Source organism: Paenarthrobacter sp. C1 (assembly GCF_049315185.1).
Taxonomy (GTDB): domain Bacteria; phylum Actinomycetota; class Actinomycetes; order Actinomycetales; family Micrococcaceae; genus Arthrobacter; species Arthrobacter nicotinovorans.
The window spans coordinates 2,457,191-2,481,675 of the sequence record NZ_CP186052.1; the positions used below are offsets into that span (position 1 = coordinate 2,457,191).

The window sequence follows — 24,485 nt, forward strand, 5'->3', positions numbered from 1 at the left end:
TGTCACCACACGGCCGGAGCCTAGGCCTGCGCGTCCCGAACGGCCCTGTTCACAGCCGAGATCAGTGCCTTGAGGGACGACGTTGTGGTGCTCGGGTCAATTCCCACTCCCCACAGGACACGCTCTCCCACGGCGCATTCAACATACGCGGCGGCACTGGCGCTGCCGCCTTCCGACAACGCGTGCTCGCTGTAGTCGAGAACCCGGACATCGACGCCGTCCTGGTGCAGTATGTCCAACAGGGCCGCAATAGGACCGTTGCCATGCCCGGTGCGCCGAACCTCAGTACCCTCGATCCGCAGGTTCGCATTCATGGTCATTGCGCCGGACTCGTCGGTCTCGGTGCTCACGCTTCCCAAGGTGTAACGGCCCCACTGGGCCTGCTCTTCGTCCGAGGGCAGGTACTCATCCTGGAAGATCTGCCACAACTGGGACCCACTGACTTCGCCACCCACGGCGTCCGTGCGCCGCTGGATAACTCCCGAGAACTCGATCTGGGCACGCCGCGGCAGGTCCAAATTGTGCTCGTTCTTCAGCAAGTAGGCAACGCCACCCTTGCCGGACTGGGAGTTGACGCGGATGACAGCCTCGTAGCTGCGGCCCAGGTCCTTGGGATCGATCGGCAGGTAGGGCACCTGCCAGGTGAAATCATCCACGGGCTTGCCGGCAGCGGCGGCGTCCTTCTCCAGAGCCTCGAAGCCCTTCTTGATGGCATCCTGGTGCGATCCCGAGAAGGCCGTGAAGACGAGATCGCCACCGTAGGGAGAGCGCTCCGGCACAGGCAACTGGTTGCAGTACTCCACTGTCCGCCGGATTTCATCAATGTCGGAGAAATCGATCATGGGATCAACGCCCTGCACGAACATGTTCAACCCCAGCGTGACCAGGTCAACGTTGCCAGTGCGTTCGCCGTTGCCGAAGAGGCACCCCTCAATACGGTCCGCACCGGCCAGGTAACCGAGTTCGGCTGCAGCAACTCCCGTGCCGCGGTCATTGTGCGGGTGGAGCGAAATGATGATGCCTTCGCGCGGGTGCAGATTACGGTGCATCCACTCGATCGAGTCGGCATAGACGTTCGGCGTAGCCATTTCCACCGTGGCAGGCAGGTTGATGATGACCTGCTTATCGGCCGAGGCCTCAAAGACGTCGGCGATGGCGTTGCAAACGCGTGCAGCATACTCGAGCTCGGTTCCCGTGAAGGACTCCGGCGAGTACTCGTAGGTGATGTGCGTGTCGGTCAGCGTCTCTTCGTACTTCTTGCACAAACGCGCACCCTGCAGCGCGATATCCAGGATGCCGTCTTCGTCCTGGTTGAAGACCACCCTGCGCTGCAATACGGAGGTGGAGTTGTACAGGTGGACGATCGCCTGCTTGGCACCTACCAATGACTCGTAGGTCCGTTCAATCAGGTGCTCACGCGCTTGGGTCAATACCTGGATCGTGACGTCGTCAGGGATGTGGCCGCCCTCGATGAGCTGGCGGACGAAATCGAAGTCCGTCTGCGATGCCGACGGGAAGCCGACCTCGATTTCCTTGTAGCCCATCTTGACCAGCAGCTGGAACATCTTCAGCTTGCGTGCCGGGCTCATCGGGTCGATCAGCGCCTGGTTGCCGTCCCGCAGGTCAACGGCGCACCAGCGCGGAGCTTTGGTGATGACCTTGTCCGGCCAAGTGCGGTCCGGGACCTCGACCGTGATCTGGTCCTGGAACGGCAGGTAACGGTGGGTGGGCATACCGGAGGGCTTTTGTGCATTACGCATGACGTGTGGCCTTTTCTCTAAGAACTGAATGAAAGCTTAGCCGGACACAACGAAACTCCGCGGCGAGGATGGCCCAGCGTCAGATAGCTTTCAGGCCTCGCCGCGGCAGCTAAGAAGAAGCATTTCCGCACGCACAAAATTACAGTAACACGGTGCGTATGATGACAGTGCAACACCTCATGCAACGTCCACTATGCAGACACCGCGGCGGTGGCGACACCAGCTGCAGCGTCCACACAAGGAGCCACAGTGCCACAGTCGGGGATCACTCTTTCGAATATCGACCACAGCGTCCGGCCCCAGGACGACCTATACCAGCACGTCAACGGCGCGTGGCTCAACAGCACTACGATTCCGGATGACCGGCCGTTGGAAGGAACTTTCACCGCCCTGCGTGACGGGGCCGAACTCGCAGTCAAGGCAATCATCGAAGAAGCCGCCGGCAAGGGCGAATCGGCCACCGGTATTGAACAAAAGGTTGGCGGCCTCTACGCCAGCTTCATGGACGAGGCTGCGGCAGAGGCAAAGGGACTCGAACCCGTGCGGGGCCGCCTTGACGAGGTCAGCGCAGTGAGCTCTCCCAAGGACCTGGCGGCTTTGATCGGCCGTCTTTTCCGTTCGGATGTGTCCGGCCTCTTCTCCATCTATCCCGCGCCGGATGCCGGGAACCCGGAACGAATCCTGCTGTACATCGGGCAGGGCGGCTTGGGTTTGCCCGACGAGTCCTACTACCGCGACGACAAGTTCGCCGGCATTGTGTCGGCGTACAGCAGCTACATCGAAAAACTCTTCACGCTCGCTTCCATTCCCGATGCCGCCGAGGCTGCACAGCGCGTCGTCGCGCTTGAGACGGCACTGGCGTCGCATCACTGGGACAACGTCACGCTCCGGGATCCCCAGAAGACGTACAACCTCAAATCTGCGGAAGAGGCCACAGAGTTGTTCCCCTTGCTCGACACGTGGTTCAACGCAGCTCGGGTCGACGCGGCGAAACGGCGGGAGATCGTTGTCAGCACCCCTGACTTCTTCACTGGCGCCGCCGGGCTGCTGGAGTCCGAACCATTGCAGGCCTGGAAGGAATGGCTGACACTCCGCGTCCTCAGTTCGGCCGCCCCCTATTTGTCGTCTGCGTTCGTGGACACAAACTTCGATTTCTACGGCACCACCCTGAGCGGTACCCCGCAAAACAAAGAACGCTGGAAGCGCGGAGTCGCCGTCGTGGAAGCTGCGCTGGGTGAGGCAGTCGGTCAGATCTACGTCGAACGGCACTTCCCTCCCGGTCACAAAGCCCGGATGGAATCCTTGGTGGCCAACCTGATTGCGGCCTACCGCGAGAGCATCTCTTCCTTGGCTTGGATGGGTGAGGAGACGAAGAAGGAAGCCCTCAAGAAGTTGGATGCGTTCCGTCCCAAGATTGGCTTCCCGGAAAAGTGGATCGACTATTCCGCAGTGGAGATTGACCCCAATGACCTTCTCGGAAATGTTGAACGCGCGCATGACGCCGACGTTGACCGCCATCTGGACGAAATCGGCAAGCCCGTCGACCTGACGAAGTGGCTGATGACGCCCCAGACGGTCAACGCCTACTACCACCCGATGTTGAATGAGATTGTGTTCCCGGCGGCAATCCTCCAGCCGCCGTTCTTTACCGCCGAGGCGGACGACGCTGTGAACTACGGTGGAATCGGGGCAGTGATCGGACACGAGATCGGCCATGGCTTTGACGACCAAGGATCGCAGTTCGATGGCAGCGGTGCGTTGCGAAATTGGTGGACCGAGGAGGATCGCACAGCATTCGAAGCACTCACCGCCAAGCTGGTAGCGCAATTCGATGCTCTCTCACCGTATGCCGCGCCAGAGCACAAGGTGAACGGCAAACTCACCCTGGGTGAGAACATTGGCGATCTGGGCGGCCTCACCATCGCCTACAAGGCCTACCTTCTCAGCCTTGATGGCAAGGAACCGGAAGTTATAGATGGCTTCACCGGTCCGCAACGGTTCTTCATGTCCTGGGCGGCCGGGTGGCGTCAGGTAATCCGGACCGAGGAAGCAATCCGCAGGCTTGCCACGGACCCGCACTCCCCCAACGAGTTCCGGACCAACGCAATCGCCAGGAACCTCGATGCATTCCATGAAGCCTTCGAAGTGGCTGAGTCGGACGGTATGTGGGCGGAACCCGGGGAACGCGTCAGCATCTGGTAGGAAGCAGGACGACGACGGCCGGGCCAGTTACGCAACTGGCCCGGCCTTCGCTTTGAACCGGCAATGGCTCTTGAGGTACTGATCCTCGCTTACTGATCGATGTAGAGCGGGTTCACCTGCTGGCACACGGCGTCGCTGGCGGTCTGGTTGACCACGTTGGACGGGACCGAAGCTGCTCCGTAGGCGGTACCGGTAGTGAAGTCCGTACCCACATAGAGCTGCACGCCAGCCACTCCGGGGGCCTCCTGGACCTGGGCAGCCGGGATGCCGTAGAGCTTAGCCACATCTGCAGCCACATCGGCAAATCCCTGCCCGTAGTAGAGCACGGTTTGGTCCACCGGGTTGGCCAGGTAAGTCACTGCCTGGGTAAATCCAGCGCCCGTGAGAACAGTCATCAATTCCTGCGCCCTGGTTCCCACGCCACTGCCGTTGGCCACAGAGACAGGCTGGATGGCTTTGTCGTAGGCGGGCGCCGGAGGCGTGGTGGCCGTGGGCTGGGGTGCCGGGGTTTCCGAAGGCGTGGGTGTTGATGTAGCCCCGGGCGTGGTCAGGTCCAGGTCCGCGCGCAGTGCTGCGAAGAGTTGGGACGCTTGAGGTTCAACGAGTTCCAGCCGGTTTGGATCCACTGCTGCAGCTTGCGTGGGAACGGCCACAAAAGCCACCTTGGACACATCAATGTCTTTGAGGCGGCCACCAATCGTCAGCAGCGACGGTACAGAAGCGAGGCCCTCGTCGACCGTCAGGTTCTGCGTGACTACGTCTGCGATCTGGAGGAGTCGCTGCGGGTTGCCCAGAGTGCCTTCACTCTTCAGCTTTCGCGTCAGGGAAGAAAGGAATGCCTGCTGGCCCTTGATGCGGCCCAGGTCTCCACCATCGCCGAACGCATGCCTGGTCCGTAGGAAGGCCAAGGCCTGTTCGCCTTCGACCAGGGAGTCGCCCTTGGGCAGGCGGAGCCGGGAATCCGGATCAAAGACGGGGTCGCTGACGCATACGTTGACGCCACCCACAGCGTGGGAAAGCTCCTTGACGGCGTTGAAGTCGGCCATCATGAAGTGGTCGATTTCCAGGCCCGTCAGTTTATTGATGGTATCCACGGCGCAGCCGATGCCGGCCTCTGCCATGGCCTCGTTGATCATCACGCCGCTGCGGGCCGGAAAGGTCTGGTTGTTGGTACGGTCAGTGCACTGGGGAACGTCCACCAACAAGTCCCTGGGGAAGCTGAGGACGTTGACGCGCTTGTTGTCGGCAGAGATGTCCAGCAGCATCATGACGTCCGAGTGGCCATAGCCTGTGGAGTCTTCGGTACTTCCGTACTCGGCGTTCTTCCCGTCACGGGTATCGGAGCCAAGGATCAGGATCTGCAGGCGGTCTGTCTTGTCGTTGGCCAAGGCATCGCCGGCGTTACGTGACTCCGCGGCGCTCAGCGGCGCCTTGGTGATGTTGGTCTGCAGCCGGATGAACCAGAAAGCAGCGAAGGCGACGCCGGCAACCAGGGCAACCGAGACCACACCGGTGACAATCTTCAACCAGAGCGGCAGTCCCTTGCGTTCATTCATATGGCGCGGAGTGCCGTCAGCATCCGCTCCATGGCGTGCCGCAACGGGGCCTGCGGTGCCGGTGCCCTCTGGGCGGGCGTCACGACGTCGCACTATTCGGTTTACCTTTCCTTAAACTGCTCGATCCCCGCAATCATAGTTGCCGTTTCTGGGAAGTTCCTTATCGGGCCGGGAGCCACGCCGGAACCAGCATTGCTGGCTAGAATCCTAGTTTGACCAATTGCTTGGGGTCCCGCTGCCAGTCCTTGGCGACTTTAACGTGCAGATCGAGGTAGATCCGCGTGCCGAGCAAGGTTTCAATACCCTTGCGGGCATTGGTTCCCACTGCGCGCAGACGGCTTCCGCCCTTGCCAATAATGATCGCCTTCTGCGAGGGACGCTCGACATAGAGGTTCACCCGGACATCCAGGAGCGGGTTGTCCTCGGACCGGCCTTCACGCGGAACGATTTCCTCCACCACAACTGCCAAGGAGTGCGGAAGTTCGTCCCGGACACCCTCCAAGGCGGCTTCACGGATGAGCTCAGCGATCATGACCGCTTCCGGCTCATCTGTGAGCTCACCATCCGGATAAAGCGGCGGGGAGGAAGGCATGTGGCTGATCAGGACGTCGGCGACGGTGGAAACCTGGAAGCCATCGGCAGCTGACACCGGAACGATGTCGGCCCAGCCTTGTTCACCCAGAACCTCACGGCCGAGCGCTGCGACAGCGAGCAGCTGCTCCGTGAGAGCCTGCCGGTCGACAAGATCTGTCTTGGTCACCAAAGCAACGATCGGCTTGCGCCCGACGGCGGCCAGCTGGGCTGCGATGAATTTGTCGCCGGGGCCGATCTTTTCGTTGGCGGGCAAGCAGAAACCGATGGCATCAACTTCGGCCAGGGTATCGGCGACAAGCTCGTTGAGGCGCTTTCCCAAAAGGGTCCGTGGACGGTGAAGTCCCGGGGTGTCCACGAGGATCAATTGTGCGTCCTCGCGGTGGACGATACCGCGGATGGTGTGACGCGTGGTCTGCGGTTTGGCCGAGGTTATGGCCACCTTCTGGCCCACCAAGGCATTGGTCAGGGTCGACTTGCCCGCATTCGGCCGGCCCACCAGCACCGAGAACCCCGCGTGAAAGCCGCCGAAGTCGCTATCGGCGTCGAATTTCTTATTTTGCTTGCTCACGTGGAACTCCCTGTTGCGTTGAGTCGGCGTCGTCGAGAAGGTCTTCAAGGTCAGTGTCTTCCTTTGGCATGGCGGCCGCAATGATATGGCTGACCCTGTTTCGGCGACCCTCCAGCCTATCTGCCTTAAGGAACACGCCGTTCACTTCAACCGAGCTTCCAACAATCGGAACCTGGCCAAGCGCCTTTGCGAGGAGGCCGCCAACGGTGTCCACCTCGTCGTCGTCGAGGTCAATATCGAACAGTTCCCCAAGGTCATCGATGCTCATTCGCGCGCTCACCCGGTACTGCCCTTCGCCCAGGTCGACGGCTTCCTCCGCTGCGGCATCGTATTCGTCAACGATTTCACCAACGATTTCCTCAATGAGGTCTTCCAAAGTCACCAGGCCGGCGGTTCCGCCGTATTCATCAATGACAATGGCCACGTGGGTGGACTCCTGCTGGAGTTCCCTCAGCAAATCACTCACCGGCTTGGACTCGGGGACGTATCGGACATCTCGGGCCAGCGAATCGACGTCGTGCGCCTGCAAGCCCGGTTCGCCGCGGTACATCGCTGCGGCAACATCCTTGAGGTACAGAATGCCTCGGATCTGATCCGTGTTCTCACCTATGACAGGGATTCGCGAGTACCCCGACCTCAGGAACAAGCCCATGGCAGTTTCAAGGTCCGCGCCGGTAGCGATGCTGACGATGTCCGTGCGGGGAACCATGACGGAACGCACCAAAGTGTCGCCAAAGTCAAAGACCGAATGGATGAGCTCCGCTTCGTTGTCTTCGATCATGTCCGACTCTGCCGCACGGTCGACAAACTCGCGGAACTCCTCCTCACTGACAAAAGCGTCGTCACCGCTGGGAGCGCCTGGGGCTACTGCTTGGCCAAGCGCCACCAGCCATCCTGGGATCGGGCCCAGGATCCAGCACAGGAACCTGATCAGCGGTGCCGTGAAACGCACCACGGGTCCGGAGTGCGCGCGTCCCAATTGCCGGGGCGAAACGCCGACGAGCACAAAGCCGATCACGGCCATGATGCCTGTTGCCGCAAGCCCGGCGAGCCAGACGTTGTCCAGCAGGCTGTGGAGGACAACCGCGACGGCCACTGCCGCTGCCATTTCAAACCACACACGCCAAAAGCGCAGGGCCCGCATGTGGGCGATCGGGTTTTCAAGGATGCCGGCCAGGGCCTTGCCTTTGCTCCGGCCAATGGATTGTTCGGCCTCATGCCGCGGCAGGAAGTTGAACGCAGCCTCGGCCGCAGTCAGCAGGGCAACAAAGCTGAGGAATACCAGCGCCATGCCGACCAGAATGATCGACGTCACTGCATGGTCTCCATGGGGGCATCCTTGCCCAGGAATTCAGACAGCAGTTCCCGCTGCAAGCCAAACATTTCTTCTTTTTCATCGGGCTCGGCGTGGTCAAAGCCCAGCAGGTGGAGGATTCCGTGCGTGGTCAGCAACAGCATTTCATCCTGCGTAGGGTGGCCCGCGTTGCGGGCCTGCACTTCAGCCACCTGCGGGCAGATCGCGATGTCTCCGAGCATGCCCTGCGGAGTTGGCTTGTCCGGGGTGCCGGGCGTCAGTTCGTCCATGGGCACGGACAGCACATCGGTGGCTCCCGGCTCGTCCATCAGCTCAATGTGCAATTTCTCCATGGCGGGTTCGTCCACCAGCAGGATGGACAGCTCTGCCTGGGGGTGGATATACAGGCGCTCAAAGATGAAGCGGGACAACGTCACCAGCTGCGCTTCATCCACTGCCACGCCGGACTCGTTGTTGACTTCAATGCTCATTTACGTTCTCCACGTTTAGGTGTGTGTGCTGCCTCTGCGCGGTGGGCATCATCCCACGCGCTGTAGGCGGAGACGATATCGCCCACCAGGCGGTGCCGTACTACGTCTGCGGCCTCGAGGATGGAGAAATTCACGTCGTCGATCCCGGTCAGGATTTCCCGGACAATACGCAGCCCGGACGTTGCTCCGAAGGGCAGGTCGATCTGCGTGACGTCACCGGTGACCACCATTTTGGAGCCAAAGCCAAGCCGGGTCAGGAACATCTTCATCTGTTCCGGAGTGGTGTTCTGGGCTTCATCAAGGATGATGAAGGCGTCGTTGAGGGTCCGACCACGCATGTAGGCCAACGGAGCCACTTCGATGGTGCCCGCCGCCATCAATCGCGGGATGGATTCCGGATCCATCATGTCGTGCAGGGCATCGTAAAGGGGGCGCAGATAGGGGTCGATCTTGTCGCTCAGAGTGCCTGGAAGGAATCCCAGCCTCTCCCCCGCTTCAACGGCGGGCCGCGTCAGGATGATCCGGCTGACTTCCTTCATTTGGAGCGCCTGGACGGCCTTGGCCATGGCCAGGTAGGTCTTGCCCGTACCTGCAGGGCCAATTCCGAAAATCACCGTGTTGTCGTCAATGGCGTCAACATAGTTTTTCTGGTTCAGCGTCTTGGGCCTGATGGTCTTGCCACGGCTGGAAAGAATGTTGTGGGTCAGGACGTCCGCAGGGTTCTGCACAGACTGGGTCCGCAGGAGGGACACCAACTGCTGGAGCACATCAGGCGTTACCAATGTCCCCTTCGCCACAAGACCGCGCACTTCCTCAAGGAGGCGCATGATGCGGGGAATGACGGTTGCGGGACCTGTCATGGAAAGCTCGTTGCCCCGGACGTGGAAGTTGACGTCCTGGAACTGTTCCTCGATGTACCGCAGGGCTTCATCGTGGCTGCCCAGCGAGTGAACCATCTGGTCGGAGTTGTCGAAGGTGACAACTTCCGTGCGCGTGCCCGGTAAGGTGTGCGGGAACTCGGTGGTCGGCTGGTTCCCGTTTCCGGTCCTGAGCCGCCCGTTCAAAGATTCACTCATAGTGCTGGCCGTACGGCCTGTTCTCCTCCGGTTGATCGTATGACGCAATCCTACGCCAGCGCGGCCCGGGATGAACCTCGCCAATGGTCCGGATCACTGCCGCCGCTGCACTGCCGACATTTTGTCTCAACTCGGCATCAAGCCGGTATCAATCATGTTTCAGTTGGCCGGCGTCCGCAGAAACCCGGCCGGACGCCGTCGACGATGTGCCAAGCTGGCATAGCGGGGGTGGTCGAGCCCCCGCAGTTCCGACCCCAGCGGCCCGCCCCATAGGCGGCCGCGTTTTGCATCGTAAGACAGGAAACGCCATCACCGAGCCAGCGAGCAACGGAAGCGGCGCACGCAAGCGGACCAAGTCCGCCGTCGTTGCGCCGGCGATGCTTGCTGTCATGCTGCTCACTGGTTGCATCGCAAACGGCGGAGGGGGCAGCCAGGCGACACAGAGCTCGCCTCCGATGACAGTCCAGGACGCCCCTGCGAGCAACGCACCACTGGAAACGACGCAGGCGTCCACCAAGATTCCCGTCTACTGGATCGGGCGGAGCAAGGAGGAGGTCTACCTCTACCGTGAGTTCCGGGACATTTCCGGTGACGGCAATCCTGTGACGACGGCCCTGCGGATCATGATGGCGGAAAAGCCCCTGGATCACGACTTCTTCACGCCCTGGCAGGAACCAGGAAGCCTGGCGACCTCCATCTCGGGGAAAAACGTGATCACCGTTGATGTGTCCCGCGACGCCTTCAACTCAAACCTCGATGCCGGGATGGCGCAACGGGCCATCCAGCAGCTGGTTTACACCGCGTCGGCCGCGGCATCGTCCTCCGGACTCATCAACTCCGGACAGCAGATCCAAGTGGTCATTCTCGTTGACGGACACAAGGACTACATGGCGTTCGGGCAAGTGAAACTTGGCGAACCCATGACGCGTGATGCTTCCTTGGTGGCGCCGCTGTGGATCATCGATCCGCAGGAGGACGTGTCCCTGCCCCCTGGTTTGATCAAGTTCAACGGGCGCACCACGGACAATTCACGGCCCATCAGCTGGCAGATCCTTCAGGACAACGGCAAGGGTGAGAAGTCGAGCCTGCTCACGGGCCAGACCAAAGCAACCGGCGAACCCGGGCAGTATGGTCTGTTCAGCTTCAGCGCGACACTGAAACCCGGAAAATATGAATTGCGGGTAACCGAGGTCGACGATGCCGGCAAGGCCATCGAATCGAGCACGGACACCCGGTTGTTCACCGTGGCCTGATTCGACGTTCGCCGGCTACCAGCGACCGAGGACGTCGCTGGCCAGGACGACGGCGGCGGGTCCCGCCGTCGACGACCGCAGGACATGGTGACCCAAGAGGGCCGTCACGGCCCCTGCATCGCTAAGCCGCGTCACTTCACGCGGCGAGATCCCGCCCTCAGGCCCCACGATCAACAGAACCTCACTGGGTGAAGCGCCGTTGACATCCAGCCTCTCCAGGACCTCCCGCAGAGGGTTTTTGGCGTCCTCGTGAAGAATGACGGCCAAGTCGGCCTCGGCAACGGCTTTCACCAAACCGCTGGAGTCGACGATCGGGCGGACTGGAGGTACCCAGGCCCTGCGCGCCTGCTTTGCAGCCGCAGTGACCACTGACTCCCATTTCGCATGCGCCTTGGCTGCCCGCTCCGCTTTCCAGCGCACGATGGATCGCTCCGACTGCCAGGGAATCACGGCATCAATGCCCAGTTCCGTTGCCGTCTCGATTGCGAGCTCGTCGCGATCACCCTTGGCCAACGCCTGAACCAGTACCAATCGAACGTCCGGCTGGGCTTCGAAGACGATGTCGGTGGCGGTGACCGTCAGGGCACCGGGCGTCGCTTCGGCGACCACTCCAGTGAGACGGGCACCTGCGCCGTCGGCGATGTCAACGGACTCACCGACGGCCAAGCGCTTCACCGTCACTGCGTGACGGGCCTCCGGACCCTCCAGGACAAAATTAGTACCGGGCGCTACGTGGCTGAGGCTACCGGCCGGCGTAAAGAAAACGGGGTTGCTCACCGCTACAGGTTACCGAGCTTGTCCCGGAGCTTTGCGAACATGCCACCACTGGCCACCAGTTTTCCTTCGGTGAACTGCTCACCGCGGAGCTTGGCAAGCTGCTGGAGGAGTTCTTCCTGTGCATGGTCCAGTTTGGTAGGTGTTTCCACATGCAGGTGAACCTTGAGATCGCCGCGGCCGTAGCCCCGCAGGTGCGTTACGCCGAGGCCACGAAGGGTGATGACCTCTCCGGACTGCGTGCCTGCCTTCACTTCGATGTCCTGTGCGCCGTCGAACGTCTCAAGCTGCACGTCGGTCCCCAAGGCAGCAGCCGTCATGGGCACGCTGAGGGTGGCGTGGAGGTCGTCGCCTTCGCGTACGAACGTGGAATCGTTGTTGACGCGGATCTCCACGTAGAGATCACCGGCCGGACCACCTGCGGGTCCTGCTTCGCCCTGGCCGGACAGCTGGATTCGCGTACCGGTAGCGACGCCGGCGGGAACCTTGATGGTGAGCGAACGGCGGCTCCTGATGCGTCCCTGGCCGTTGCATTCGTTGCAGGGATCCTTGATGACGGTGCCGAAGCCTTCACAGGAACCACAGGGGGCGGTGGTCATGACCTGCCCCAGGATGGAGCGGACGGCGCGCTGAACCTGGCCGCTGCCACCACAGATGTCGCAGCGTTCAGGGTGGGTGCCCGGGCGGCAGCAGCTGCCGTCGCAGGTGGGGCAGACCACGGCTGTGTCCACTTCAAGCTTCTTGTTGACGCCGAACACGGCATCCTTGAGGTCGATCCGAACGCTGATAAGGGCGTCCTGGCCACGTCGTACGCGGGAGGCGGGCCCTCCGTGTCCACCGCCGCCGCCAAAGAACGTGTCGAAGATGTCCTGGAAGGCGAAGCCCTGGCCGGCGTAGCCGCCGCCGAAGCCGTTATCAGTGCCGTTCTCGTTGCCCGTGGCATCGTAGACGCGACGCTTCTGGGGATCTGACAACACTTCGTAAGCGTGCGTCACGGCCTTGAACTGCTCCGCGACATCTTCACCCGGGTTTACGTCCGGGTGGAGTTTCCGCGCCAACTTGCGGTACGCCTTTTTGATCTCTTCCCCGGTGGCTTCCGGCGAGACTCCCAAAACGTCATAGTGGCTGCTCAAAGTCGGTATCTCTTCCTGGTTGTACTGCGGATGTTTTCCCGGGCCGGTGTTCAGCCGCCGAGAATGCGGGAAAGGTAACGGGCCACGGCACGAACTGCTGCCATGGTGGTGGGATAGTCCATGCGGGTCGGTCCAAGGATTCCCACCTTGGCGCCGGAACCGTAGCCGGTGGCCACTACAGAGGCCTCGGCCAGGCCGTCGTACGGATTCTCCCGGCCAATGCTGACTGTCACGCCCCGGGGATCGTCTCCCATGTCCGACAACAACCGGAGCATGACAACTTGTTCCTCAAGGGCTTCAAGCACGGGACCGATGCTTAGCGGGAAGTCAACGTTGGAACGTGCGAGGTTGGCCGTACCGGCCATCAGAATGCGTTCCTCACGGCTGGTGTCGCTCAGGGATTCCAAGCCATTGGCCAGCCTTTGGGCGAGGGCACGAAGATCCGGCGGGCAAAGGGCCACCACCGACGGTAACACCTGCGGCAGGAGTGCCAGCTGGGTGCCGGCGATGCTGCCGAGGAATCGTGACCTCAACAACATCAAAGCCTCGTTCCCCACGTCCGAACCGGCGTCGATGACTTTTTGCACGACGCTCCCGGTGTCCGCAATGAGGACCACCAGCACCTGTTTGGGGGCCAGCAGAACGAACTCCGCGTGGCGGACCAATGCGCGGTGCGAGTGCGGATACTGCACGACGGCGACCTGGTTGGTCAGCTGGGAAAGGAGCCGTACTGTGCGCTCAAGAATGTCATCGACGTCGTCGGGTCCCTCAAGCAGCGAATGAATTGCCCGACGCTCGGCGGCGGACAACGGCTTGACCTGGGAGATGCGGTCAACGAACAGGCGATAGCCCTTGTCAGTGGGGATTCGGCCGGCGCTGGTATGCGGGGCGGCAATGAGACCTTCTTCTTCCAGGACAGCCATGTCATTGCGGATGGTGGCACTGGAAACACCCAGGTGATGACGCTCAACGAGGGCTTTCGATCCCACCGGCTCCCGGGAATGCACGTAATCCTCAACGATGGCACGCAGCACTTCCAATTTGCGTGGCTCACTCATTGCTACACCTCCTGACGACTGCCATGGTCCATGGGACCGGTCCCCGCGGGACCTCCAATGGATCACCGCACACTTAGCACTCAACATGCCCAAGTGCTAACAAGTCTAGTATGAGCCACCACGTTGTTAGCATTGAAACCGTCCGAGGACTGCATCCAGGGCGGCGTCCCGATACCGGCTGACGGCAACCCGCCCCTGTCCCCTTTCACATCACCACAGAGGTAGGAATTCCTTGGCTTTCGACAATTGGGGCCCGCAGGACCTGACCGCTCCAGCCAAACGCCAGCTCCCTGAGGTGCCGGTGCAACGCGGCATGGTCCTCGAAGACGTCCAGTCAGGATGGGTGGGCGAAGTCACCCGGGTGGAAAAGACCGGTGGCATGCACATCGTGTCGCTCGAGGACAGGCGCGGTAAAACTAAGTCGTTCCAACTCGGGTACGGATTCCTTCTCGAAGGACAAGCGATCAGGTTGATGCCTCCGGCCCCTCGCCGGCCCGCTTCAGCGGTTCAGGCGAATCGCACGGCCTCGGGTTCGGTAAAGGTCCAGGGGCAACGGGCGCAGGTCGCGAAGGCCAGCCGCATCTGGGTGGAGGGCAAGCACGACGCTGAACTCGTGGAGAAAGTCTGGGGTGACGACCTCCGTGTTGAAGGAATTGTGGTGGAACCGCTCCACGGCGTGGACGACCTCAAGTCCGCCATTGCCGACTTCCGACCCGGTCCCGGCCGCCGCCTTGGCATCCTGGTGGACCACCTCGTGGCGGGCTCAAAGGAGTCCCGGATCGCGGCCGAGGCCATGACTGTCCCCGGCGCTGCAGGCAACGTCCTGATCGTGGGCCACCCTTATGTGGACGTGTGGCAGGCCATCCGGCCGAAGGTCCTGGGCATCGAGCAATGGCCCGCCGTTGCCCGCGGCACTGATTGGAAGACCGGGATTCTCACGGCCTTCGGTTGGCCCCACGAAACAGCGGAGGACATCGGGCTGGGCTGGCAGCGCCTGCTGGGCGCAGTGCACAGCTATGCGGACCTTGAGGCATCGTTGTTGGGGCGTGTGGAAGAAGTCATCGACTTCCTCACCGTCCCGTAGTCCACGGTCCGGATCATCAGGATCCGGCATGCTTCCGGGGCGTTGGTCCCGGGAAGGACGCGCGGCCCGGTATTCTTGGACAGCAACACAGCAGCATCTTTAAAGCATTTAAAGCAAAGGGAAGACACCGTGGCAGATAACGCTCCTGAAGAACCGGGCAGCGCCGCAGGCCGGCCCCAGTACCATGGCGCCCCTGCCAACGCACTCCCGTTGACAGCCAGCGAGGACAGGCAGTGGGCCACTTTGGCGCACTTCGGCGGCATCCTTGGATGCTTGCCGGCTCTCCTGATCTACCTGATTTTCCGCGACCGCGGGCCGTTCACTGCGCAGGAATCCAAGGAGGCACTGAATTTCACTTTGCCTCCCACCATTGCCGCCGTCTTGGCCAACATCCTTGTTCTGCTGCCGGTGGTGGGAAACATTTTTGCCGTCATTGCCACGGGTATCTGGGTGGCACTGACGTGCTTCTCTGTTTCAGCGGGCATCCGGGTCAACCACGGCCAGCCCCACCGCTACCGTTTCAACCTGCGCTGGATCAAGTAGGACCCCGATCCGCCCGATGAATCCGGGGGGTCCGGGGGGTACGGTACCGGACTGTCAGTCCCAGGCGAAGGTCAGTCCGGCAGGATCCTGCGGACTACGGCATCTGCGAGCAACCTGCCCTTGAGGGTAAGAACCAGTCTTCCCTTGAATGCCTGAACCGGATCAACCAGTTCGTCAGCAATGAGGCCCGCCATCGCGTGGCGCCCAATCGCATCCAGGGCATCTACGGCAAGTCCCGTTCCGAGCCGCGCCTCCAGCATGATCCGCTCGACTTCCCGGGTGCCGGCGTCGAGGGTTTCGCGCCCTGCGGCAGGTGAGGTCCCTGCCCCCAATCGTGATGCGTAGGCCGTGGGGTGTTTGACGTTCCACCACCGGACACCGCCCACGTGTGAGTGCGCGCCGGGGCCGATTCCCCACCAATCGTCTCCGCGCCAATACGCGAGGTTGTGCTTGCACGCCTGATCCGGAGTCCTCGACCAGTTGCTGACTTCGTACCAGTTCAAGCCGGCCGAGGAGATCAACTTGTCCGCCAGTTCATACTTGGCGGCGTGGTCGTCGTCGTCGATTCCGGGCACCTGGCCACGCTTGATCTGCGCGGCAAGTTTGGTGCCATCCTCGACTATCAATGCGTAGGCGCTGATGTGGTCCGGCCCGTACGAGAGTGCCGTCTTGAGTGAGAACTCCCAGTCCTCCATGGACTCCCCTGGTGTCCCGTAGATAAGGTCCAGGCTGACGGAGAGGCCTGCTTCGCGGGCCCATTGCACCACCAGCGGCACCCGGCTGGGAGTGTGGGTGCGGTCCAGCACTTTCAGCACGTGCGGAACCGCAGACTGCATGCCGAAGGACACGCGGGTGAAGCCCGCGTCCGCAAGCACCTTCAAGGATTCGGGTGTTACAGAGTCCGGATTGGCCTCGGAGGTCACCTCAGCGCCGGGCTCCAAGCCCCAGTAGCCGACGGCGGCGCGCAGGATCTCTGCGAGATCCTCCGCAGGCAGGAGCGTGGGCGTACCGCCGCCAAAAAATACTGTGCTTAGTGGACGATGCGGAAGGCCTGAAGCCTCAAGGGCCGTCGCCGCGAAAGCGACTTCGGAAACAGCCGTGGAAGCATAGGCATCCTGCGACGCTCCCCCGCCGAGCTCCGTGGCGGTGTACGTGTTGAAATCGCAATAGCCACACCGTACGGCACAAAACGGAATGTGCACGTAGAGCCCGAATTTGCGTTGCTCGACGCCGTCCAGCACCTGCGGTGGCAATAATCCATCCGCAGGTGCCGGATCGCCCAAAGGAAGGACGCTGGGCATTTACTTCTTGGCCTTGTCCTTGGACTCGTCGGTCGTCAGTGCTGCGATGAAGGCCTCCTGGGGAACCTCAACGCGGCCCACCATCTTCATGCGCTTCTTGCCTTCTTTTTGCTTTTCGAGCAGCTTGCGCTTACGCGTGATGTCACCGCCGTAGCACTTGGCAAGAACGTCCTTGCGGATGGCACGGATGCTCTCACGGGCGATAATGCGGGAGCCAATGGCTGCCTGGATGGGCACTTCGAACTGCTGCCTGGGAATAAGCTCGCGGAGCTTTCCGGTCATCATCACACCGTAGGCGTAGGCCTTGTCGCGGTGGGTGATGGCGCTGAACGCATCCACTTGTTCACCTTGTAGCAGGATGTCGACCTTGACGAGGTCGGCGACCTGTTCGCCGTCGGCCTTCCAGTCCAGCGAGGCGTAACCGCGGGTCTTGGACTTCAGGAGGTCGAAGAAGTCAAACACGATCTCGGCCAGCGGGATCCAGTATCGGAGCTCCACGCGGTCCTCGGACAGGTAATCCATGCCCTTCATCTGGCCGCGGCGGCTCTGGCACAGTTCCATGATTGCGCCAACGAACTCGTTGGGCGCCAGGACCGTGGCAGAGACCATCGGCTCGCGGACCTCGGAGATCTTGCCTGTGGGGTACTCGCTGGGGTTGGTGACGTGGACGACGCGCTTGTCTTCCAGGGTGACCTCGTACTCCACGTTCGGAGCAGTGGAAATGAGGTCCAGGTTGTATTCACGCTCGAGGCGCTCACGCGTGATTTCAAGGTGCAGAAGCCCCAGGAAGCCCACACGGAAACCGAAGCCCAGCGCAGCGGAGGTCTCGGGCTCGTACACCAGGGCGGCGTCGTTGAGCATGAGCTTTTCGAGCGCATCGCGAAGGACCGGATAATCCGTGCCATCCAAGGGGTACAGGCCCGAGAAGACCATCGGCTTGGCATCTGCGTAACCGCTGAGGGATTCCGACGCCGGCTTGGCCAGGTTGGTGACGGTGTCGCCGACCTTGGACTGACGGACATCTTTCACGCCGGTGATCAGGTAGCCCACCTCGCCAACGCCCAAGCCTTTCGAGGGCGTGGGCTCCGGGGAACTCACACCGATTTCGAGAAGCTCGTGCGTTGCACGGGTAGACATCATCTGGATACGTTCGCGGGGATGCAGCATGCCATCCACAACACGGACATAAGTCACGACGCCCCGGTAGGTGTCATAGACCGAGTCGAAGATCATGGCCCGGGCGGGAGCGTCAGGATCGCCTACGGGGGAAGGTAAATCGCGGACGATCTTGTCCAGGAGCGCTTCGACGCCCACGCCCGTCTTGCCGGAAACCTTCAGAACGTCCTCCGGGTCCCCACCGATGAGGTTGGCGAGCTCAGCCGCGTATTTCTCGGGCTGGGCCGCAGGGAGGTCGATCTTGTTCAGGACCGGAATGATGGTCAGGTTGTTTTCCATCGCCAGGTACAGGTTGGCAAGGGTTTGGGCCTCGATGCCCTGTGCCGCGTCGACCAGCAGAACCGCGCCCTCGCAGGCTGCCAGGGACCGGGAAACCTCGTAGGTGAAGTCGACGTGACCCGGAGTGTCGATCATGTTCAGGGCATAGCTGGTGCCGTCCAGTTCCCAAGGCATGCGGACAGCCTGGGACTTGATGGTGATACCGCGTTCGCGCTCAATATCCATGCGATCCAGATACTGGGCCTTCATGTCGCGTTGCTGAACGACGCCGGTGAACTGCAGCATGCGGTCGGCCAGGGTGGATTTACCGTGGTCAATGTGGGCAATGATGCAGAAGTTCCGGATGATGGCCGGATCTGTTGCGGCGGGCACCGGTGCGGTGCGGGCCATGGGAGACACGCAGGATCCTTACTGTCGACACTCACACGGCAATTACCCGGACTGGGCATAAGCCAGCCCGAACATGCCGCGCATCTGATCCTCTAGTCTCCCACGAACCGGCGCTTCGCCGTACATCGCGCGCCCTGCTGTCCGGCGACGTCGGATGTAGCGTGTTCCTATGGCTTTTGACGTGCGCCCCCTGGGGAAATTTCTGTTGCGTTCACTCAAGGCGCTGCGAGGCGGCAGCTCCAAGCCGGCCGCGCCATCGGCGACGGCGGGCAAACCCACCCGGCGTACCGCCGTCGGGCAGCCACCGGGCCGCTACCCCGGCGACTTCCGCGGAGCCGTCAAGCCCAGCTACTCCCCCAAGCCGGACGGCAGGCCGGATCCTGGCGAAATTGTGTGGGGCTGGGTCCCCTATGAAGAGGACCACTCGCAGGGCAAAGACCGCCCCGTTCTTCTTATCGGGCGGGACGGAGAATGGTTGCTTGGGTTGATGTTGACCTCGAAAGACCACGACAACGGAGCACGCGCGGATAGCTACGTCGACATTGGCGCCGGCCCTTGGGACCGACAGGGCCGGCCCAGCGAGGTCAATGTACAGCGCATCATCCGCTTGGACCCCCGGGCCGTGCGGCGTGAAGGCGCGGTCTTGGGCAAGCGGCAATTCCAGGACGTTTCACGGAGCCTCAGGGCCTATCAAAGCGTGCGCTGAACTGCGGGTCTCCGTTATCCGTGAGTATCTGCTATCCTTTATAGCTGTGTGTCCGTGCAGGTCGACGGCCACTCATGGTTGGCTGCCATAGGCATCCCCACGCCGCTCAGTCGATGGCCAACCTGAAAACCCTCTAGACCATTTCCGCATTAAAAAGAGAGTTCATACGTGGCTAATATCAAGTCCCAGAAGAAGCGCATCCTCACCAACGAGAAGGCTCGCCTGCGTAACAACGCTGTCAAGTCCGAGCTGAAGACGGCCATCCGCGCCGTCAACACCGCCGTTGAGTCTGCTGACAAGGATGCTGCTGGAACTGCACTTGTTGCTGCCAGCCGCAAGCTGGACAAGGCTGTCAGCAAGGGCGTTATTCACAAGAACAACGCTGCAAACCGCAAGTCGGCGATCTCCAAGAAGGTCAACGCACTCTAAGGTTTTTCCAGTTCGACTGAGCTGATCAAAAGGCCGGCACCCATTGGGTGCCGGCCTTTGGGTTTAACGGCCGGTATTTCTCCGGCGGGTACTTCTTAGGCCGACTTCAGCGACGACTGGCTGACGTGGCGATTACCGTTACCGCATGCTCCACTGCGTACACGGGATCACGCGATTCGCCCTTCACCTGGGCATCCGCCTCGGCAATGACCTGGATGGAACGGATGAGGCCTTCGGGGGTCCACCGGCGAACGTCACGTTGGGCCTGTTCCACCAGCCATGGCTGCATTCCCAGATTCCTGGCGATGGTGGCTGAAGACCCGTTGGCCCCGGCTACTTTGGCGAGGGTCCGAAGTTTGGCTGCCAGGGCAGCTACGAGAGGAACGGGATCGACGCCGGTGGCCAGGGCGTGCCGGAGAGTGGAAAGTGCTACTGGCCCGTTGCCTGCCATGGCAGCATCTGCCACCTTGAAGGCTGTGGCTTCAACCCGCCCTCCGTAGTAACGTTCCACGGTCTCTGCCGTCACGGCAGTAGTAGCATCAGTGATGAGCTGGCCGCACGCTGATGCGAGCTCTGAAAGATTGGCACCGACCGCGTTTACCAGGGCCTGGACGGCTTCGCCTTCAATGCGTCGTCCGCCCGCCTTGAACTCCGAGACAACGAAGGCGGTCTTGTCCGAGTCCTTCTTCAGGGGCTGGCAGTCGATGACGGGCCATCCCCCGGCCTTCACGGTATCAAGCAGCTTCTTACCGCGTACTCCACCGCCGTGGCGAAGAACAAGGACGACGTCCTGGTCAGGGTGCTGGAGATAGGCCAGACCATCCGCCAGGAACGCGTCATTCATGGCTTCGAGGCCCTCGACCTCAATGAGCTTGCCTTCCCCGAAGAGGGACGGAGTCACTGTCATCGCCAGCGTCCCTGCCTCGTAGGAGCCGGCGTTGAGACGGCTAAGTTCCACGTCCGGCGTGGCAGTCCGCACCTGCGTGCGGATCAGATCCATGGCACGGATACCAAGGTATTCTTCCGGCCCGGTGATCAGTACTACGGCGGCCGGGCTTGCGTCCCGCCAGCTGACGGTGTTCGCCGCGGCGTTCTTGGCCCGGGTGTTTTGGGCAGCAGCCACTGGTGTTTCCTTCCGGATGATTCCTTGCAGATATCAAGTCTGCCATGCCTGCGCCCTGACATGCGGCCCAGGAACAGCACCACCCCGGCATGCAAAGCCACAACCCGCACCAGAACCCGTTCCGATTGCAGGACCATCCAGACCAGCGTGATGCTGACGCCCGAGCACAGCACCATGGCGGCGACACCGGCCTGGCCTTCGGCCCAAGGCATTGTTGCGCCGGGCATACCCGCGAAGAACCTGGCAACTCCCGCAACAGTGGCCGCACATCCGCCAGCCACCGCGACGGGCACCACTGCCAACCAAGGCGCCATCACCGCCAACGGCACGGCGAGCGTTCCCATGATGGTCACTGGGGCAACCAAAGGACCGGCCACGACATTGGCGATGAGGGCATACGGAGTAAATTGTGGCTGAAGTGCCACAATGACGGGCCCGCACAGCAGCTGGGCGGAGAACGGAACGGCCACTCCGGCAGCCATCCATCGGGGAACGCGCGAGGGTATCCAGGATGCAAGGCGGCTGGCCAGGAGTACTATCCCGAGCGTTGCCAGTACGGACAGGAGAAATCCCGCGTTCGCTGCCATGGTCGGGTCAAGAAGCAACAGAATCGCTGTGGCGACGCAAAGGAACGTCAGGGAACGCCCCCGAAGGCCGCCCACCATGGCGGCCAACCCTACAGCTCCCATGACGGCGGCACGCACGACGCTCGGGTCAGGACCGACCATGAGGACGAACCCAGCCAGGCCACATGCAGCAATGGCGGCCGCCAACGGGCGAGAGAGCCGAAGTGACCGGGCCAGCAGAATGAATGCTCCCAGAACGAGGCTGCAATTGGCACCGCTGACAGCTGTCAGATGGGTCATCCCTGTCGTTTTCATGTCTTTTTCGAGACTCTCCGGCAAGGCACTTGTGTCTCCCGTGACCATGCCTGGCAACAGCCCGGCTGCATCGGGAGGCAACCACCTTGTCGCGGCACTGAAGCCATGCTTAAGCTCGCTGGCGGATTGCCGGACATCGGGTTGGGAGTCGAGCACCACCGGCCACGAGGACGCCGACAGGAGCGCATCCTGGCCCTGGCCGTCGCGGGCTTCCTTGAGGGTCCCGGTGGTCCTGACCACTTGGCCTGCTTGTACCTTGTCCCAACCATCGCCGCCGGCGATCAGGACATCCGCCGTCCCCCGCGCAACAGTGCTCTTCGCCGTTACGGCCAACAATTCGGCTGTCACAGTCCACCTGTTACCTCCGGACTGGCCAGGTGCCATCGATGGGGCCGGGCTGCCCGTAATCCGTATCTCGATGGCGACTCCGTCATGGTCCGCAGCCGCCTGCGCCAGCGGTCCCTCTTCCCGTTGGACTGCCATGGCTGCACAATGGACCGCAACTGTGGCCCCGAAGAAACATGCCAAAGCAAAAGTGGCGGGCATTGTCCGGGCCCGCACCCCGGCGCACCGCCGCTGCCGCCCACTGAACAGCAAGACCGCGCCTGCGATCAACAGGAAACCTGCCGCAGCCCAGGACCAAACAGCCTCATTGAAGGTGCCTGCGAACGCCGCTCCCCACGCAGTGGCTGCAGTAGGAACCAACCTGAGGTCAGTACGTCCGGCCGACCCCGCCCCGGCGCCGGCGTCAGCCACCTTGCACCGTCACAAGATCCTTCAGTGACTCCATAAGCTTGGGCCCGATGCCGTCCACAGCGTCAAGTTCATCCACGGACGTGAATGCTCCGTGCTCTTTCCGCCAGTCCAGGATGCGTTGGGCTGTTACCGGTCCGACCCTGGGCAATGTCCCTAGTTCCTCCAGCGAGGCTGTGTTGATGTTGACCTTGGCACCTGCCGCGGCAGGGCCGGCTGTTCCACTGGCCGCTCCGGAAACTGCGCCAGCACCCGCAACCGGCGAGCTCTGAGGGGGTGTCTCTCCGACAACGGGTATGTAGACCTTGATTCCGTCGGTGAGGACTTCCGCCAGATTGAGGGCGGTAAGGTCGGCGCCGGGCGCCGCCCCGCCAGCCGCATCGATGGCTTGGAAGACGCGACTCCCCTGAGGCAATGAGACGACACCGGGCTTGCCCACCGCACCGGCAACGTGCACCATGACCACTCCTGGCCCACCTTGCGCAGGCGGAGCAGCAACTTCTGCGGGCTGCACGCCTTCGGCCGGAGGATCTACGGCATCAGGACCATCTGAGCGGCCGGCGGATACGGAAGGACCCAGGGGCTCAGACGTTGCCCGACCGTCCGCGAGTCGCCAGAGAAACCACGCCATGAGCACGGCCGCCACCACGGCAACCAGCGCAGCTACCCTCCACGATGTCCGCCAACGCAGCCGGGCGACAGCCGGAACCGAATTTGCCTCGCCTGCGAAGAGTGACGCCAGATCATCTGTTTCTGCGCCTGAATCCCCGGATAGATCCAGCAGCGGCCGACTGCTGTGGTCTGGGATCATCCGTGCGGCGAACCGTTCCCGCGCGGCCTGCGCTGCGGCATCTGGGGACAGGTCCCGGCTCCGGCGTGGCATGAATCGAGCCTACGGTCGGCGGCGCGGCACGTGGGCGAGCTTCCATGGCTATGTGGATAAGTGGCTGCGCTCAGATGCAAGCAGACCAGGCACGCCGGCGCACTACCCTCATCCAGTCCATGAGCATGAATCCGCAGGTCCAGGCTCAGCCCGTAGGCGTACTGCTCTCCCCCACAATGACAGCAAGAACGCCGAGCCCGGCATGCGCGGCCAAGACAGCCGGCAAAGCACTGATCTGGGGAGCCGGGCAATCCGGACAACTTTGATTCAACCGGGCTGCCAGGGCTTCGGCCTCAATCTGGTTGCCGAAATGGTGGACCGCCAAACGTTGCTGCCCCTTGGGACGGGAGGCTACGTCGGCAGCGACGATCTCCTCAAGCCGGGCTATGGCGCGCACAGCGGAACGGACCTTTTCGAGCGGCACGATCTTGCCGCCGTCGACCGCCAGGATGGGCTTGATGGCCAGGACCGTACCCAGGAGCGACGCAGCCGCGCCTATACGCCCACCCCGCCGCAGCTGTTCCAGGCTTGGAACGTAGAAGTACACCTTGGTGCGTTCCATGCGCTGTTCCGCGAAGCCGCGGACTTCGGCCGGTCCGCGCCCGTCCGCTGCGGCAACGACCGCGCTTTGGACGCCCATTCCCTGGGCCATGCCGACAGTGCGGGAGTCCACAATTTCGACCGGTATCGAGACACGTTCAGCGGCCAGCTTGGCGGCGTCCACCGTCCCCGAGAGTTCGGACGAAATGTGAATGGAGACCACAGCCTCAAAACCGCGCCGCTGGGCTGCCAGGTACGCCTGCTCGAACTGGCCCGGTGATGGTCGGGAGGTTTTGACGGAAGCTCCCGAAGCAAGTGCAAGTGACAATGTCCGGGTGATGTCGTCTTCGCCCTCGCCGTAAATTTCATTGCCGACCATCACAGGCATGGGAACAACGGCCAAACGACCGTCAGCGGTAAAGGCGGAAACCCAGTCGGCGGGCAACGCGGCCGCTGAATCGGTGACCACGGCAGTCTTGACGACGGCGGCAAGTGGCTCGTCAGCGACAGGAACCGGCGCCGCCGGTTGCCGAAGACGCGCCACTCTTTCCTTGAGCCATATCCAGGCCGGTGGTTCTCGCTCAGGCACGCAACCTCCATAGATGATGGCCGGCCGCCGGCACAGTGCCGGCGGCCTC

Annotated in this window: 22 protein-coding genes; 7 read left to right on the forward strand and 15 right to left on the reverse strand. The window is 62.1% G+C overall.

Annotated elements, in window-relative coordinates:
- Positions 1-20 precede the first annotated feature (20 nt).
- Positions 21-1,760, reverse strand: coding sequence for a 2-isopropylmalate synthase (gene leuA, locus ACNAOU_RS11495; protein ID WP_026267156.1), 1,740 nt, complete (start codon positions 1,758-1,760; stop codon positions 21-23).
- Between the two features lie 249 nt (positions 1,761-2,009).
- Between leuA and ACNAOU_RS11500 the strand changes: the two genes are divergently transcribed.
- Complete coding sequence (locus ACNAOU_RS11500; protein ID WP_422756969.1) at positions 2,010-3,962, forward strand: M13 family metallopeptidase; 1,953 nt, start codon at positions 2,010-2,012, stop codon at positions 3,960-3,962.
- A gap of 89 nt (positions 3,963-4,051) precedes the next feature.
- Here ACNAOU_RS11500 and ACNAOU_RS11505 read toward each other — a convergent pair whose 3' ends face one another.
- The 5 genes from ACNAOU_RS11505 to ACNAOU_RS11525 all read right to left on the reverse strand — a co-directional run bounded on the left by ACNAOU_RS11505 (position 4,052) and on the right by ACNAOU_RS11525 (position 9,541).
- Entirely contained in the window at positions 4,052-5,518 is a 1,467-nt protein-coding gene (locus ACNAOU_RS11505) for an LCP family protein (protein WP_422756970.1), read from the reverse strand.
- A 199-nt stretch (positions 5,519-5,717) separates the two neighbouring features.
- On the reverse strand, positions 5,718-6,680 hold the full coding sequence (gene era / locus ACNAOU_RS11510; protein ID WP_422756971.1) for a GTPase Era: 963 nt from the start codon (positions 6,678-6,680) through the stop codon (positions 5,718-5,720).
- The gene (locus ACNAOU_RS11515; protein ID WP_422756972.1) at positions 6,664-7,995 is read right to left on the reverse strand and encodes a hemolysin family protein; all 1,332 of its coding nucleotides are present in this window, start codon (positions 7,993-7,995) and stop codon (positions 6,664-6,666) included. The genes era and ACNAOU_RS11515 overlap by 17 nt, the downstream gene beginning before the upstream one ends.
- Positions 7,992-8,465 (reverse strand): rRNA maturation RNase YbeY, encoded by a 474-nt coding sequence (gene ybeY / locus ACNAOU_RS11520; RefSeq protein ID WP_018777700.1) that lies wholly within the window; start codon positions 8,463-8,465, stop codon positions 7,992-7,994. The genes ACNAOU_RS11515 and ybeY overlap by 4 nt, the downstream gene beginning before the upstream one ends.
- The gene (locus ACNAOU_RS11525; protein WP_018777701.1) at positions 8,462-9,541 is read right to left on the reverse strand and encodes a PhoH family protein; all 1,080 of its coding nucleotides are present in this window, start codon (positions 9,539-9,541) and stop codon (positions 8,462-8,464) included. Before ACNAOU_RS11525 ends, ybeY begins: the two co-directional genes overlap by 4 nt.
- A 377-nt stretch (positions 9,542-9,918) precedes the next feature.
- On the opposite strand from ACNAOU_RS11525, the gene ACNAOU_RS11530 reads away from it, so the two are divergent.
- Entirely contained in the window at positions 9,919-10,794 is an 876-nt protein-coding gene (locus ACNAOU_RS11530) for a GerMN domain-containing protein (protein ID WP_422758683.1), read from the forward strand.
- A 15-nt stretch (positions 10,795-10,809) separates the two neighbouring features.
- Here the strand turns inward: ACNAOU_RS11530 and ACNAOU_RS11535 are convergent, their stop codons facing one another.
- The 3 genes from ACNAOU_RS11535 to hrcA are packed head-to-tail and all read right to left on the reverse strand — an operon-like array spanning position 10,810 to position 13,759.
- Complete coding sequence (locus tag ACNAOU_RS11535) at positions 10,810-11,571, reverse strand: 16S rRNA (uracil(1498)-N(3))-methyltransferase (RefSeq protein WP_422756973.1); 762 nt, start codon at positions 11,569-11,571, stop codon at positions 10,810-10,812.
- A gap of 2 nt (positions 11,572-11,573) precedes the next feature.
- Positions 11,574-12,701, reverse strand: coding sequence for a molecular chaperone DnaJ (gene dnaJ / locus ACNAOU_RS11540; RefSeq protein WP_055975889.1), 1,128 nt, complete (start codon positions 12,699-12,701; stop codon positions 11,574-11,576).
- Between the two features lie 50 nt (positions 12,702-12,751).
- Complete coding sequence (hrcA, locus tag ACNAOU_RS11545; RefSeq protein ID WP_055975892.1) at positions 12,752-13,759, reverse strand: heat-inducible transcriptional repressor HrcA; 1,008 nt, start codon at positions 13,757-13,759, stop codon at positions 12,752-12,754.
- 232 nt (positions 13,760-13,991) lie between these two features.
- On the opposite strand from hrcA, the gene ACNAOU_RS11550 reads away from it, so the two are divergent.
- Complete coding sequence (locus ACNAOU_RS11550; RefSeq protein WP_018777706.1) at positions 13,992-14,843, forward strand: DUF3097 domain-containing protein; 852 nt, start codon at positions 13,992-13,994, stop codon at positions 14,841-14,843.
- Positions 14,844-14,972: 129 nt separating this feature from the next.
- Positions 14,973-15,386 (forward strand): DUF4870 domain-containing protein, encoded by a 414-nt coding sequence (locus ACNAOU_RS11555; protein WP_018777707.1) that lies wholly within the window; start codon positions 14,973-14,975, stop codon positions 15,384-15,386.
- Positions 15,387-15,457: 71 nt separating this feature from the next.
- Here the strand turns inward: ACNAOU_RS11555 and hemW are convergent, their stop codons facing one another.
- Together hemW and lepA are read right to left on the reverse strand one after the other, a co-directional pair.
- Entirely contained in the window at positions 15,458-16,687 is a 1,230-nt protein-coding gene (hemW, locus tag ACNAOU_RS11560) for a radical SAM family heme chaperone HemW (protein WP_422756974.1), read from the reverse strand.
- Positions 16,688-18,541, reverse strand: coding sequence for a translation elongation factor 4 (lepA, locus tag ACNAOU_RS11565; RefSeq protein WP_026267159.1), 1,854 nt, complete (start codon positions 18,539-18,541; stop codon positions 16,688-16,690).
- A 160-nt stretch (positions 18,542-18,701) separates the two neighbouring features.
- On the opposite strand from lepA, the gene ACNAOU_RS11570 reads away from it, so the two are divergent.
- Together ACNAOU_RS11570 and rpsT are read left to right on the forward strand one after the other, a co-directional pair.
- Entirely contained in the window at positions 18,702-19,238 is a 537-nt protein-coding gene (locus ACNAOU_RS11570) for a type II toxin-antitoxin system PemK/MazF family toxin (RefSeq protein ID WP_189075533.1), read from the forward strand.
- A gap of 168 nt (positions 19,239-19,406) precedes the next feature.
- Complete coding sequence (gene rpsT / locus ACNAOU_RS11575; RefSeq protein WP_011774926.1) at positions 19,407-19,667, forward strand: 30S ribosomal protein S20; 261 nt, start codon at positions 19,407-19,409, stop codon at positions 19,665-19,667.
- A 106-nt stretch (positions 19,668-19,773) separates the two neighbouring features.
- Here rpsT and holA read toward each other — a convergent pair whose 3' ends face one another.
- Together holA and ACNAOU_RS11585 are read right to left on the reverse strand one after the other, a co-directional pair.
- Positions 19,774-20,790 carry a DNA polymerase III subunit delta gene (gene holA, locus ACNAOU_RS11580; protein ID WP_422756975.1) on the reverse strand — a complete coding sequence of 339 codons (1,017 nt, stop codon included), beginning with the start codon at positions 20,788-20,790 and terminating at the stop codon, positions 19,774-19,776.
- Positions 20,709-22,154, reverse strand: coding sequence for a ComEC/Rec2 family competence protein (locus tag ACNAOU_RS11585; RefSeq protein WP_422756976.1), 1,446 nt, complete (start codon positions 22,152-22,154; stop codon positions 20,709-20,711). Before ACNAOU_RS11585 ends, holA begins: the two co-directional genes overlap by 82 nt.
- On the opposite strand from ACNAOU_RS11585, the gene ACNAOU_RS11590 reads away from it, so the two are divergent.
- Entirely contained in the window at positions 22,153-22,455 is a 303-nt protein-coding gene (locus ACNAOU_RS11590) for a hypothetical protein (RefSeq protein WP_422756977.1), read from the forward strand. The genes ACNAOU_RS11585 and ACNAOU_RS11590 overlap by 2 nt on opposite strands.
- Here the strand turns inward: ACNAOU_RS11590 and ACNAOU_RS11595 are convergent.
- Complete coding sequence (locus ACNAOU_RS11595; RefSeq protein ID WP_018777712.1) at positions 22,420-23,307, reverse strand: helix-hairpin-helix domain-containing protein; 888 nt, start codon at positions 23,305-23,307, stop codon at positions 22,420-22,422. The genes ACNAOU_RS11590 and ACNAOU_RS11595 overlap by 36 nt on opposite strands.
- Positions 23,308-23,452: 145 nt before the next feature.
- Positions 23,453-24,436: a DegV family protein gene (locus tag ACNAOU_RS11600; protein WP_422756978.1), complete on the reverse strand. Its 984-nt coding sequence runs from the start codon at positions 24,434-24,436 to the stop codon at positions 23,453-23,455.
- Between the last annotated feature and the right edge of the window lie 49 nt (positions 24,437-24,485).